At 53.1% G+C, this 13,966-nt stretch carries 13 protein-coding genes; 3 read left to right on the top strand and 10 right to left on the bottom strand.

Translation table 11 applies throughout. The features are described from left to right. Positions 1-79: 79 nt before the first annotated feature. From ETR37_RS05290 to ETR37_RS05300, 3 genes are all read right to left on the bottom strand, one after another. Positions 80-883: a uroporphyrinogen-III synthase gene (locus ETR37_RS05290; protein ID WP_015374922.1), complete on the bottom strand. Its 804-nt coding sequence runs from the start codon at positions 881-883 to the stop codon at positions 80-82. A 208-nt stretch (positions 884-1,091) separates the two neighbouring features. After that, positions 1,092-1,337, bottom strand: a complete 246-nt coding sequence (locus ETR37_RS05295) for a hypothetical protein (RefSeq protein ID WP_060788105.1) — start codon at positions 1,335-1,337, stop codon at positions 1,092-1,094. A 159-nt stretch (positions 1,338-1,496) separates the two neighbouring features. Next, a complete protein-coding gene (locus tag ETR37_RS05300) occupies positions 1,497-3,863 on the bottom strand; it encodes an immune inhibitor A domain-containing protein (RefSeq protein WP_060788106.1) in 2,367 nt (788 codons plus the stop codon). Between the two features lie 264 nt (positions 3,864-4,127). Here ETR37_RS05300 and ETR37_RS05305 point away from each other — a divergent pair, with 264 nt between their 5' ends. Together ETR37_RS05305 and map are read left to right on the top strand one after the other, a co-directional pair. Beyond that, the gene (locus ETR37_RS05305; protein WP_060787947.1) at positions 4,128-5,432 is read left to right on the top strand and encodes an ATP-binding protein; all 1,305 of its coding nucleotides are present in this window, start codon (positions 4,128-4,130) and stop codon (positions 5,430-5,432) included. Between the two features lie 242 nt (positions 5,433-5,674). Next, a complete protein-coding gene (gene map, locus ETR37_RS05310) occupies positions 5,675-6,424 on the top strand; it encodes a type I methionyl aminopeptidase (protein ID WP_013145244.1) in 750 nt (249 codons plus the stop codon). Positions 6,425-6,574: 150 nt separating this feature from the next. Here map and ETR37_RS05315 read toward each other — a convergent pair whose 3' ends face one another. Next, positions 6,575-6,976 carry a secondary thiamine-phosphate synthase enzyme YjbQ gene (locus tag ETR37_RS05315; RefSeq protein WP_013145243.1) on the bottom strand — a complete coding sequence of 134 codons (402 nt, stop codon included), beginning with the start codon at positions 6,974-6,976 and terminating at the stop codon, positions 6,575-6,577. A 90-nt stretch (positions 6,977-7,066) separates the two neighbouring features. Here ETR37_RS05315 and ETR37_RS05320 point away from each other — a divergent pair, with 90 nt between their 5' ends. Next, complete coding sequence (locus tag ETR37_RS05320; RefSeq protein ID WP_013523837.1) at positions 7,067-8,074, top strand: MBL fold metallo-hydrolase; 1,008 nt, start codon at positions 7,067-7,069, stop codon at positions 8,072-8,074. A 43-nt stretch (positions 8,075-8,117) separates the two neighbouring features. Here the strand turns inward: ETR37_RS05320 and ETR37_RS05325 are convergent, their stop codons facing one another. The 6 genes from ETR37_RS05325 to ETR37_RS05350 form a co-directional block, all read right to left on the bottom strand. Further along, a complete protein-coding gene (locus ETR37_RS05325) occupies positions 8,118-8,966 on the bottom strand; it encodes a TIGR03943 family putative permease subunit (RefSeq protein ID WP_060787902.1) in 849 nt (282 codons plus the stop codon). 15 nt (positions 8,967-8,981) lie between these two features. Continuing rightward, positions 8,982-9,848 carry a permease gene (locus ETR37_RS05330; protein WP_129447006.1) on the bottom strand — a complete coding sequence of 289 codons (867 nt, stop codon included), beginning with the start codon at positions 9,846-9,848 and terminating at the stop codon, positions 8,982-8,984. Between the two features lie 132 nt (positions 9,849-9,980). Further along, entirely contained in the window at positions 9,981-11,849 is a 1,869-nt protein-coding gene (locus ETR37_RS05335; RefSeq protein WP_129447007.1) for a PTS fructose transporter subunit IIABC, read from the bottom strand. A gap of 26 nt (positions 11,850-11,875) precedes the next feature. Then, entirely contained in the window at positions 11,876-12,787 is a 912-nt protein-coding gene (pfkB, locus tag ETR37_RS05340; protein ID WP_081132608.1) for a 1-phosphofructokinase, read from the bottom strand. Further along, positions 12,784-13,536 (bottom strand): DeoR/GlpR family DNA-binding transcription regulator, encoded by a 753-nt coding sequence (locus ETR37_RS05345; RefSeq protein ID WP_081132609.1) that lies wholly within the window; start codon positions 13,534-13,536, stop codon positions 12,784-12,786. Before ETR37_RS05345 ends, pfkB begins: the two co-directional genes overlap by 4 nt. A gap of 178 nt (positions 13,537-13,714) precedes the next feature. After that, the coding region (locus tag ETR37_RS05350) for an HD-GYP domain-containing protein (RefSeq protein ID WP_304999987.1) at positions 13,715-13,966 on the bottom strand (252 nt) is incomplete at its 5' end.

The raw sequence follows: 13,966 nt of genomic DNA on the forward strand, positions 1-13,966 counted from the left end.
AAAATCCTCCCGATTTTCGTTGGGAGGGTGCGAAATGTGAGTAATAGGATAAACAATTTATATAAAACAAAAAAGCCCCCTAAAGGGCTTGGGCATCAAAATACCGAGCGAGCGTCACGATCATCGCTCCCATCCGCTCATGTTCCGGGGCGATGACGCGATCGACTCCCTCTTCTTCCAATGCTTCTTTTGTCACTTTGCCAACGGCGCAGGCCACGACATCGGTGCGAAACGCGTCAAGCAGCGGTGCGATCTCTTTTTTCTCGCGGGCGAACGAAAAGAAAAAGCGGACTTGCATCGCCGATGTAAAACAGACGGCATCGACCTCACAACCGACAACTTCATTGTATAGCGTCTCAAGCGTCTTCTCATCCGGAGCGACATGCCGGTATGGAAGTAGTTCCGTATAGGACGCGCCACGCTCAAGGAAAAATTGCCGAAGCCTTGGCGCAGTGTCGCCATACAGCTGTACAACAACGTTTTTTTCCGCAAAGTCGTGCCCATAAAGAGCAGCAATCAACCCTTTCGTCGTCCCGTCCTCGCTTACTGCCACCGGAGTGACGCCGATTTGTTTCAACGCTGCCACCGTTTTATAGCCGCGGGCAGCCACGTTCGCTTCCTTGATCGTTCGATGCCATTGGGCAGCCATTCCCTCCCGGTCGGCCGCTTCCAACAGCGCCTCAAAGCCGATTCCCGTCGTAAATACGATCCAGTCCGGCCGCATGGCGATGACGGTTCGCATTTCCTCTCCCAGTTCGCTTCCCTTTGAAAAGACGGTCCCTTGCGCCGGACGAATGATGGCCGTTCCTCCTTGCTTTTCAATAAGCGTTGTCATTTCGTCCAGTTTGCGTGACGCGCACAAGGCAATCCGTTTGCCATGCATGTCCCTTCCCCCTTATGGTCAGTCGTTCGTCCTTTCCATTCTAAAAGATGGTCTTTGCCTATGCAACAAAAACCATTCCGCTCCCTGGCACATCGCAACGCGAATGCCGCCTTCATTGGGTATAGCGCCCAGCGCAACAGAACAGACCGCAGGCAGAAACAGCCGACCACCATCAAAAAACACGCGCCCAAAGACGCGTGCCCTCCGTTCAACGAGTATGTACCATGACCTCTTCTCCCCGACGGTCAAAGGAACCGATGATGCGCGTCGGCTCGACGGAAATGATCCGGTCCAACGGAATATTCATCAGCCGCATTTGACGGTTGTAAACGAACAATTTGCGGGTGTCCTGATACAGCTTAACCGGCAGCACGACCACTTCCCCTTGATAGGTTTTTACACGCACCGGCTGCTTCTCGGCAATCCACGCCGACAGCTGTTCATACCATTCCATTCTGTTTGTTCCCCCTTCTCATCCAATCCTACTTATGATTATAAACGGAAAAAGCGGAAAAAAGGGGGAAAGAAAAATCAACAAATTCGACGAAGGGATGACAAACCGTGTCGACAAATGCTCGGCGCACGGAAATGTTCCGTGCGCCTTTGGAGGTTGTCAGCGGTAGATCAACACGCGCGCTGCCGTGCGGTCAGCGCTTTCACCGATGACGCGGATTTTTAGGCCATAGTTGGGCACGTTCCGGCCGGCGTCAACGGCCCCTTTATTGTCATACGACCGGCTGTCGTCAAACACCGGCGTCGGCGATGTATCGTTGTCGATCAGCTGTGAGCCATTGATCGCCACGCGGAATGAGGCTCCTTTTTGCAGGCTGAACGCCGCATCGTGCACTTGATAGCGAGTCGACGCTGTCGTGTTGCCCGACCATTTCAATGTATGCTGGTCGGCATCCACAACGCCAAGAAACCCTTCGCCCGGATGGACGCCCGTCCAGTTGTTGTCATAGCCTTCATCTACATACCAGACGACAAGACCTGGATCGTACGAAAGGAGCCGGCCGCCGCGCAAAATATGGGCGAGCCCTTCATCGACGCCGCGGTGGTTGCGCCATTCAAGCAAATAGTAATGATCCGAGTATCGCTTACCATTACTCTTTTCAAAGCCGGTCATCACAAAGGAGCTGTCCCCTTCGGCGCCGTCGGCAAGCACAGCTGCGCCATCTGCCGTCACTTGAATGTTGTCAACATACCACCCAGCTTCCGACACCGCTACATCAGTGATGTAATGGAAGCGAAGGTCAATCGTTTGTCCTGCATAGGCCGACAAGTCAAATTCCGCCTTCACCCAGCCGTTTGACGTACCGGTAATGCCGTTGCCCGGGTTTTGCCCGTACGGATTGTTGGTCGTCGTAATGTTTCCTTGAATTGTTGTCCATTCGTTGCTGCCATGCGGTTTTACTTCTACCGCCCCATAATCCCAGTCTTTCTCAATCGCATACCATGTATCAAAAGCCAGCGTCGCCTTGGACGCTCCCGTCAAATCGATCGTCGTTGACATCGTATGATCTAAGTTGTTTCCACTGCCGGAGAAATATGCATACGCACCGCTTGGCGGAATAGTGACGACCGTCTCTTTTTTCGGCAAATTGATGCGCACGGCATCGTTGTTCGTCCCTTTCGTGCTCGCTTCATCGAGCACGACTTCAACACCGTTTTGCGTCACTTCGTTCCACTCAACGGTCGTTCCGCTCAGCCAGTTGCTGCCGGGCATTGTCGACTGCAAAAACTGTTTCGCCCAGGCGCTGAAGCCGGTCGGCTCGGTGCCCGGAATGCGTCCCGCCCAACTTCCGCTTGACATAATCGACCAATAGGCAACTGGCTCGCCTAAACCGGAGTAAATCGTATCGTATTCATCCGGCAACCCTAAATCGTGGCCGTATTCGTGAGCAAACACCCCCGCCGCCCCGTCAGCCGGTTCAATCGTATAATCGTAAGCCGCCAGTTGACCGCGCCAATACGGCACATCCGTCGTCGTATTCGGAATGCGGTACACCGATCCTAAATTCCAGCGGTGCGACCAAATGGCATCGCCGCCGAGCGAACCGCCGCCCGATTCTTCTCCGACGCTGGAGTGAATGATCATTAAATGGTCAATCAAACCGTCCGGTTCGCGATAATTGCCGTCGCCATCCAAATCATACCGATCCTCTTGGTCAAACTCACGCAAATCAATGGTCGGGTCCTGGGCGGCTGCCGCCAGCGCTTCGCGCACAAGCGCCCGTGGATTGGCGTCATTGCCATCCGGCGCCGGTACATTTCCGCCATAGTATTTAGCCGGATACTTCGCCTGATACCAGCCTGCCACTTTTCCTTCAATGGAATAGCTGCCGCCTGATTGCTCTTCATAATATTTTTTTACTGAGATAAGCTTCTCGCCATTCGGCCCATCGTAATAGCCGTCATCGCCGCCGAAAATCATATCTTCATAATGTTCGCGTGTATAATCTTTATAATACATATCCGTTTCAGTTGGCTGAATGTTGTTATGCGGAAAGTCCGGATATTCGATGAGCAAAACGAGTACACGGTCGACCCGCTTGCCGCCGTTCCATGGCTCCGGCTTGACGGATGGCACGGAAGCCGTTTTCGATTGTCCGAGCTTTTTCCCTTTCCCGTTCAGCACGCCATTTGTCTGCTGTCCGTCCTGCATCGCCTCGGCGCGCTTTGCCTCTTTATCGTATAATTCTCCTTTTCCTCGCGGCATATGAATCGCCTTTTGCCGCAAATAGTCGCGCACTGCTTGTTCCACCTCAGCAGGAGTCGCATCAGCGCGAAGCTTTCCGCTCCGTTTCAACATTTCCGCCAGCTTTTCCTCATTGGCAATCGCAAAATCGACCGGTCCCCCTTGCTTCACAGCCGGAATGCCGGGGGCGTTAGCCGCTTTCGGCGCTTCCGCCGGAGATGCCCACAGCCCGATGCCGAGCGACAGCGCGGCAACGAGTGAAGTGATCGAACGCTTAGACAGAAAAACCCCTCCTTCACTATGATAGAATATATATACAATTAAAATATTACAAAATAGTTTGATAATAATAAACCGCTACTTTACTAAATAAACAAAAAATAGTTCTTTTTTCCTGCTCTTGTCGAAAAAACAAGATTTATATCAAAAAAAGGCTATGAATTCGACCTTAACATGCGGGTCGGTTTCCGGTTACAATGTAATATATTCGCAGTTTTTGTAGAAATTCTGGTTATGCAGCTTGACGATGGGAAAGAAGGTGCCGCGATGCTGAATATTTTTAAAGACTTTTTGCTCAACTTGTTTTTCATCCTTCTGCCGGTGTTCCTCGTTCCCCTCTGTACGGAGCAGGAGAAGAGGCCAAAACGATTCCGCCTTTATTTGCCGACCATTTGTTACGCCGTCGTGATCATGTTATGCATCACCCTCCCGGTCGGAACAGAGAATGATTTCATCTTCGACTTGCGGCAAATTCCTCTATGGCTTGGCGGTTTGTACGGCGGAGCGGGGGCGGCGACGGTTTTAGCGTTGACATCGATCGCCTACCGCTCGCTGTTCGGCGGAGCTGGCGTCTTCGTCACCGTCGTCGTTTCCATCGCCATCGCTGCAACAAGCAGTTTATTGACAAAACGGTTTGTCGAGCTGCCAACCAAACAGCGCACGCTGTTCGCTGTATCGCTCAGCTTCGGCTCTGGCCTGTTGACCGTCGCCATAGCGGAGTGGATGGCTGCTGCGGTTTCTCCTCCGCCTTCCGTTGCGCTTATCTTTTTGTTTGTACAGCCCATCAGCATGCTCATCGTTTGTTCGTTTCAGGAAATGGTGCACCATAACATCGCGCTGCGCAAACGAGTGATTCGGGCCGAGAAAATGGAAGCCGTCACCCATTTAGCTGCTTCCATCTCCCATGAAATTCGCAATCCACTCACCGCGGCGCGTGGGTTTATCCAACTGATCGAAGAGCAGCCGCTCGCTGCCGACAAACGCCGCCAGTATGCGCGCATCGCCATTGAGGAGCTTGACCGAGCTGAAGCGATCATCACCGATTACTTGACGTTTGCCAAGCCGGCGCCCGAGACGCCGGAAAAGCTGAACGTGAAGCTCGAAATCGAGCGAGTCATTGACATCCTCCGCCCGCTCGCCAATATGAGCTGCGTCGATATTCAAGCGACGCTTGCGCCATTTTCCGTCATCGGTGAGCGCGAAAAATTCCGTCAATGTTTGCTCAACGTAATGAAAAACGCCATCGAAGCGATGCCTAACGGCGGGACGTTGCAAGTATACGTCTCCATTGACAACGGACGCGTGCTCATCCGCATCGCCGATACCGGCGTTGGCATGACGAAAGAACAGCTCGAACGGCTTGGCGAACCGTATTTTACGACGAAAGGCGTCAAAGGCACGGGGCTCGGGATGATGGTCGTCTACCGCATCATTGAATCGATGAACGGAACGATTCGCATCGAAAGCGAAATACATAAAGGAACGACGGTGTCGATTTATTTGCCGCTCGCACCGTCTCCTTCTTCCTCAACGATTTCTGATAAAGAAAAACAGCTGTTTGCCGCCTTTTGACATAGCAGAGGCGAGCTGGAAAAGCTTTTTGCAGGCAAGGATCAATCACTCGAAATTCTGTATGCCCCATCAAAGGGCCTTTCTTTTTCCTGAGCATCTTCGCCTCTTTCGCATCCTATTTTGAGGTGAAATCTTGGAATCGATCCGCAGTTCAGAATGGATTGCCGCGGTTTCACATCACCGTTCTTTTTGCTACAATACTTATCGAAGCGAAACACATCGAGGGAAAAGGAGACAGTTGCATGATTCACGTCAAAACGGAACGGGAAATTCAATTGATGCGCGAGGCGGGGAAACTCTTGGCCGCCTGTCATCAAGAGATCGCCAAACGCATCGGACCGGGCGTCACAACGATGGAAATCGACCGGTTCGTTGAAACGTTTTTGGCTAAATACGGCGCCAAACCGGAACAAAAAGGATACCGCGGCTATCCGTATGCGACATGCGCTTCCATTAACGATGAAATTTGCCACGGGTTTCCGCGCAACGAGCCGCTGAAAGAAGGCGATATCGTCACGATCGACTTTGTCGTCAATTTGCGCGGAGCGCTCGCCGATTCCGCCTGGACGTACGCCATCGGCGACGTCGGTGAAGACGTGCAAAAACTGCTTAACGTCACCGAGCAGTCGCTCTATAAAGGAATCGAGCAAGCCGTTCTCGGCAATCGGATCGGCGACATCGGCCACGCCATTCAAACGTACGTCGAAGCGCACGGCTTTTCCGTCGTCCGCGATTTCACCGGACACGGCATCGGCCCGACGATCCACGAAGAACCGTATGTCCCCCACTTCGGTGAAAAAGGAAAAGGGATGCGTTTAAAGGAAGGGATGGTCATCACGATCGAACCGATGGTCAACATGGGGGCATGGCAAAGCAAAATGGATCCGAACGGCTGGACGGCGCGAACGATCGACGGCTCGTATTCAGCGCAATATGAACATACGATCGCCATTACGAAAAACGGACCGCTCATTTTGACGACGCCGGCGTAAGGGCAACGGCGCCAGCCGGCTTTTTGCCAATAGAAAAACCCGGGCAAACGATTCGCCCGGGTCTTTTCTATGCTTTTCCCCATTTGCTGACGGTATGATTCAGCCATCGTCTTTCCTTATGTTTAATATTCACATAATATAATTATGGTTTCATCCTCCAATGACTTTCACGTAAAACGTCCGGTGGCGCGGCCCATCGTACTCGCAAAAATAGACGCCTTGCCACCGCCCAAGGAGCAGGCGGCCTTCATGAATGATGACGTGCTGCGACGCACCAACCGTGCTCGCTTTCATATGGGCGGCTGTGTTTCCCTCCATATGGCGGTCAAGCGGATGCTCCCACGGATATGTTTCATCAAAGCGGCGCATCATGTCGCGCTTGACATCTGGATCCGCGTTTTCGTTAATGGTGATGCCAGCCGTTGTATGCGGACAATAAACGACAGCGATCCCTTCCGTCACGTTAGCCTGGCGCACCGTCTCCTCGACGAATGAAGTAATGTCGATCATTTCATCCCGCTTTGCCGTGCGGATTGTAAACGAACGAAGCATACATTCCACCACCTGGGCAAACATTTTGTACTTCGCAAAAAAGGTTTGCTACTCTAAATAATATAACACAAAAAATGGAGTGAGAAATCGTTGGCCAAGCGCTATGAAAACTTAGACGGCGTCTCGACGCACAAAACATGGGCCGATTTCCGCCGCTGGCAGCGGGAGCGGAAACAAAAACAAAAAGATTTGTCCTACGTCGTGCCGCATGTTTCACCGCCTCAATACGAGAGGCTTCAGGAGCCGAATGGCAGGCCGCAGCTCTGTTGGGTCGGCCATTCGACCTTTGTCGTTCAACTCAATGGCATCACCATCGTCACCGATCCCGTCTGGGCGAATTGGATGGGCGCGGCCAAACGCTTGACGGCTCCCGGCGTTCCGCTTGACAAGATGCCGCCCGTGGACGTTGTGCTCATCTCCCACGGCCACTACGACCATTTGCATTTCGGCAGCCTCCGCCGCTTAAAAGGCGATCCGCACGTGTTCGTGCCGGTCGGCCTCGGCCGCTTGTTCCGCCGCCGCGGCTACCGCCATGTCACCGAACTGTCATGGTGGGAAACGGTCGTCTTCCGTGATGTGTCGCTGACGTTTGTTCCATCCCAGCATTGGACGCGGCGGACGCTGTGGGACACGAACACGTCGCATTGGGGCGGATGGGTGATCACATCAAACGGCGCGCCCACCATCTACTTCGCCGGCGACAGCGGCTACTTCCGCGGCTTTCGCGACATCGGCGAACGCTTTTCCATCGACTATGCGCTCTTGCCGATCGGCGCGTACGAACCGGAATGGTTCATGGGGCCGCAGCACACCACACCCGAAGAAGCGGTGCAGGCGTTTTTGGACTGCCGCTCCCGGCTGTTTGTGCCGATGCATTACGGGGCGTTCCGCCTCGCGGACGATACGCCGAAAGAAGCGCTTGACCGCCTATGGGCTGAATGGCGGCGGCGCGGATTGGAAGAGGAGCGCTTGCTTTGCTTGAAACTCGGCGAGGTGATCGATGCCGCCCAAGCGTTGACGGCCCTTTCCCCATTCGACAATTCGTTCAGCCAAACAAGCGCAATCACCATGGTGAAACAAGCGCGGCAAAAGGAATGAGCGCAACTTTATCCAAAAGAGCGAGCCAGTCCGCGGCTCGCTCTTATTCATTGAATTGGCGGTATACGTACGGCTCCTTCGGTTTGGCCACCCTCTCCCATGACGTCACTTTTACATACGGAAGCGTCATATGAAACGGCTGGTAATACATGGTGGATAGCGTACCTTTCACATGAATCCATTCATCATTTTGAAGCGGCGCCGTCTTTGGAAACTGAAGGAGCAGCCCGTACACCCCTGAATCCGCAACACAATGAATGATTCCAAAGCGAAGGAGAAACGCCTCATTGGCGCGCGCCGTTTCTTCACGGTAGACAAACCCGGTGAATTCAATGTCGCGGGCGGCAAATTCGCCAGGAAACTGATAAATCGTTTCCATGGCATTTAAATAATTTTGATCATTCAACTCCAAGCGAGGGAGACGGCTGTATTTTTTCAGCTCTTTTTCCATGGCATTTTGATAATCATCCCGCCCATAATACATGCTCGTATCCGGACGCAAAAACTGCCGCTGGGCAAACGGATCGCTGCTGTCAGCCGCCATCCCAGGAACATGAATCCCTTTCGCCTTTACGACTTCAGAATCCAGCGTCGCAACGGGAAACAAGAAGGCGGAAACAAGCGGAAAAACAAAAATAAGGTAATTCACCGCCCGCTTCCAGCGCGCGGACGGCTCATGATGATGATGGCCGCAGCATTCTTCCCCATGATCGTGCGGTTCCTCGTTGCGGCTTGCCAGCACAAATTGCACGATCGTTAAAAAAGCAAACACAAACATCGCACTAAACGAAATATACGAATACCGCATATTAATGTATTTGCTCAACTCTCCAGTAATATATAAATGAAAAAACAAAAACGCAAACCCAAGCAAAATATACATGCGAATCATGCCGCCACCTCCTTGCTAGATCAATAGCGATCCGGCAAACACAAACAACGTGATATAGGAAATCAGTTTCCACACAAACCGGGCGCGGAATGACTGAAACAACATGAGCGTATTTTTCACATCGAGCATCGGCCCGTAAACGAGAAACGCTGCCAGCGCGTGAAACGGAAATGTGCTTTGAAACGACGAGGCGATAAAGGCGTCCGCCTCGGAACAGAGCGACAGCACGAAGGCGAGCGCCATCATGACCAAAGAGGCCGCCACTTTCCCATTGCCGATCGACACAAGCGCCGACGTTTTCACATACGTTTGCATCACCGAAGCAATGAACGCCCCAATGATCAAATACTTCCCGGTCGCAAAAAATTCATCGATCGTATGGCGCAGGGTGCCGACGATTTTCTCTTTCCAAGTACGGGGCATCATCGGCATCTCGCGCCGTTCATGGCGCAACTCGCTGCCTTCATGCCGAATCGCTATCACGGCACCGACAGCGACGGCGACGGCGCAAGCGAACAGCGCCCGGCACAATACCATCGTCCAACTGCTTCCGAAGGCGATATATGTCGAAAACAGCACAACCGGATTGATGACGGGCGCCGTTAACATAAACGGCACGGCCGCGTAAAGCGGCACCCCCTTGGCGACGAGACGGCGGGTGATCGGCACGATGCTGCATTCGCATGAAGGGAAAAACACTCCAAGCAATGTGGCATAAACAATGGCCAAAAGGCGGTTTTTCGGCACCCACCGTTGTACGGTCTCTTCACTGACAAACATTTGAATGACTCCGGAAACAAACACCCCGAGCACGACGAACGGCAACGATTCAATCAATATGCTGATAAAAATCGTATTCAGCTGCAAAAACGTGTTCATCATGGGTTCTCCTCTCATTTACAACCGTTCATTTTATCATGATAAATGACCATTGTCATGAAAATTTGGTAAGAAAAATAGCAAACTCCATAACAAAAAAGGCGCTCCGCCTTTGGCGAAACGCCTCTTCTTCTATTATTCTTCCACTTCTTTTTTCCACAACCCGACCATCAATGCGGTTACGATGGAACCAATCAAAATAGCCAAGATATAAAGCCATGCACTGCCTTTGACGATCGGGATGACGAAAATCCCTCCGTGCGGCGCCGGCAGCCCGATATGGAACCACATCGTCAACGCTCCCGCAACAGCCGATCCGACGATAATCGATGGAATGACCCGCACCGGGTCAGCCGCGGCAAACGGAATCGCCCCTTCGGTAATGAACGAAGCGCCCATGATATAGCACGTTTTTCCGGCTTCCCGCTCGGCTTTCGTGAATTTCTTTTTAAAGAACGTTGTCGCCAGCGCCAATCCGAGCGGTGGCACCATCCCGCCAGCCATAATCGCCGCATGCGGCGCAAAGTTGCCAGCTTCAATCATCGCCAGCCCAAACGTATACGCCGCTTTGTTGATCGGTCCGCCCATATCGACCGCCATCATACCTCCCAACACCGCACCAAGCAGCACTAAGTTGGCTGTTCCCATGCCGGAAAGCCAATGTTTCAGTCCTTCATTCAACGCCTTGACAGGATCGATGACCACATACATCATAATGACGCCGGTGAGGAAAATGCCGAATACCGGATAGAGCAGCACCGGTTTAATCCCCTCAAGCGACTGCGGCAAGCGGCTGAACAGTTTGCGCAGCCCGACGACCAAATACCCGGCCAGAAAGCCAGCGATCAATCCGCCCAAGAAACCCGCCCCGCCGTTCGCCGCCAGAAAACCGCCGACCATCCCCGGCGCAAACCCCGGCCGGTCGGCAATGCTCATGGCGATGAATGCGGCCAGCACAGGAACCATCAACGCGAACGCATTGCCGCCGCCGATGTCCATTAACAGTTTGGCAAACGGATGATACGACGGATCGTTCGGGTCAAACGCTTTAATGCCGAACGTGAAGGAAATGGCAATCAAAATCCCGCCGCCGACGACAAACGGAAGCATATTTGATACGCCGTTCATCAAATGCTTGTAAAAACCGGTGCGCGGTTTCGCCGCCCCCACGCTGCCCCGCGCCGCACCGCCTGCCCGATAAATCGGCGCGTCTTGGCGGAGCGCCTGCTCGATGAGCTTCTCCGGCTCGCGGATCGCACGAGCGACCGGCACTTGGATGACAGGTTTCCCGTCAAAACGGTCCATGTCGACTTGTTTATCGGCTGCGACAATGATCGCCGCGGCTTCTTCAATCTCCTGTGCGGTGAGAGCGTTTTTCACTCCATCTGAGCCGTTGGTCTCGACTTTGATGGATACCCCCATTTCGGCTGCTTTCGCCTTCAGTGCATCAGCGGCCATATACGTATGAGCGATTCCGGTCGGACAAGCGGTTACTGCCAACACTTTCCGCCCGTTCCCTGCCCGCACCGCTTGCTGTGGAGCTTCTTGCTCGCTTTCTTTCGCGGCAACCAAACGGATAATCTCCTCCTCGCTTGAAGCGGTTTCAAGCTGAGCACGGAACGATGCATCCATCAACATCGACGACAAGCGGGCGAGCGCCTCAAGGTGCGTCTGCTCCCCGCCTTCTGGCGCGGCGATCATGAAAAACAAATGGCTTGGCTTGCCATCGAGCGACTCATAATCAATGCCTTCCACTGAACGGCCGAACGCCACCGCCGGGCGCTTGACCGCCGCCGTTTTGGCGTGCGGAATGGCGATGCCGTCGCCAACGCCGGTCGTGCTTTGTTTTTCCCGCGCCCAAATGGCTTGCTTAAACGCTTCCACATCGCTGACCGCTCCCGCTTCGGCAAGCTTTTCAGCCAGTTCATCAATGACTTCGCCCTTTGTCTTCGCTTGAAGCGCGAGAATCATCGTTTCTTTTGTCAACAAATCTGTAATCTTCATTGGCCCAATCCCCCTTTATTTTCAATTTATAAATGCACGATATGGACGCGGTCGACGAGCGCTTCCACTTCCTCTTTCGTACACAAATCTTCCGAAAACGCGGTCGCGCTTCCAGCGGCGACACTGTAAGCAAACGCTTCCTCAATGGATGTTCCGCTCGCCCAGGCGGCCAAAAATCCAGCGACCATCGAATCGCCCGCCCCGACCGAATTTTTCACCGTTCCTTTTGGCGCTTCGGCAAACAGCGTTGCTTCCCGGCCGAAGTAAAACGCCCCCGCGCCGCCCATTGACACAATGAGATGTTCCACTCCTCTTTCAACCAACCGGCGGCCATAGAGGATGATTTCTTTTTTCGTCAGCACAGCGGCGCCAAACAGTTCGGCCAGCTCATGGTGGTTCGGCTTGGCAAGAAACGGCCGGCAGGCGAGCAGCGCCTCGAGCGCCGGACCGCTCGTATCGACAACAAGACGAACACGCCGTTTCACCGCTCGAGCCGCCAATCGCTCGTACATGTCCGCCGACAGCGACGTCGGCGCGCTTCCAGCGAGAACAAGCACATCACCGGCCGAAAGCGCTCCGACTTTCGCGATCAATTGCGCGGCATCGTCATCGGCAATCATCGGGCCTTCACCGTTAATTTCCGTCTCCCGCCCCGCTTTCAGTTTGACGTTAATGCGCGTTTGCCCTGGGACATGAACAAAATCGCAAGCAATGCCTTCTTTCCGAAGCTCGCTTTCAATGAACCCGCCGGTGAACCCGCCGACGAATCCAAGCGCCGTGCTGTCAACACCGAAACGCTTCAACACGCGCGATACGTTGATCCCTTTCCCGCCTGGAAATGTGAACGTTTTCAGCGAACGATTCAGTTCGCCAACATGAAGCTCATCGAGGTGAACGATATAATCCACAGATGGATTCAACGTACATGTGTAAATCATGGAGCCACAACCTCTACCGTTGTTTTAGTTCGATACAAATCTTTCCACTCTTCATCCAATTCATCGGTGATCAACACCGCTTCATGCAAATCCGCAATTTTCGCAAACGAGCTTTCATTCAACTTCGAATGGTCAGCAAGCACATACGCACGTTGCGCCAGCTGCATCGCCGTATATTTCACCAGCGCTTCTTCCGGATCCGGCGTCGTATAACCATAATCGTAATGAACGCCATTGGCGCCGATGAAGCATTGGTCAAAGCGGTACTGCCGCAGCGACTCGATGGCGCCCCGCCCGATCAACGCCTTCGTTTTCGGCTTGATCATGCCGCCGACCAAATACGTCGTGACGTTATGCTCAAGCAGCCGCTCGACATGCATCACGCCGTTCGTGACCACGATGACCTCTTTGCCAGCCAAGTGCGGAATCATTTCCCGCGTTGTCGTTCCCGCGTCCAAATAGATGCAGTTTCCTTTTTGCACCAAGCTGGCCGCATAGGCGGCGATCCGCCGCTTTTCCTCTATATATTTCAGCGACTTTTCCGACACACTTAATTCTTCGCGTTTTTGCTGCAACAACGCCGCCCCGCCGTGCACACGGCGCAGTTTCTTTTCGGTCTCAAGCTGCGTCAAATCACGGCGAATCGTCGACTCTGACGCCCCGGTCGCGTCAACGAGCTCTTGCAGCTTGACAACCCCTTTTTGCGCCAACAGGTCCAAAATGAGGCGGTGACGTTCTTCTGTCAGCACACTCCCACCTCCGATCATCGGGGATATCGCTTACAACTCTATCATATCCCAAGACAACGAAAAAATCAATCAAAAACATTCATTTTCTATCAATATCATTCAATAAATAAGAAAAACCATTCAAAAACATTCAAAACCAAAATAAAAACACTTGCCATCGGCAAGTGCCTTCTGTCGCTTAATTCAGTTGCTCCATCTCGGCAAGCGGCAAATAATGCTCGCGCACAAACGCGACAAACTTCGCCGCATACACGGGATCAAACTGCGTCCCAGCGCAACGCTCGATTTCCTCAAGCGCCTCTTCAAACGTTTTCGTCGGCTGGTACGGCCGCTCGGTCGTCATGGCGTCAAATGAGTCGATAATACACAAAATGCGGGCCAATTTCGGGATTTCTTCCCCTTTCAGCCCGTACGGATACCCTTTTCCATC

Source organism: Geobacillus sp. PK12 (assembly GCF_004123125.1).
Classification (GTDB): Bacteria; Bacillota; Bacilli; order Bacillales; family Anoxybacillaceae; genus Geobacillus; species Geobacillus zalihae.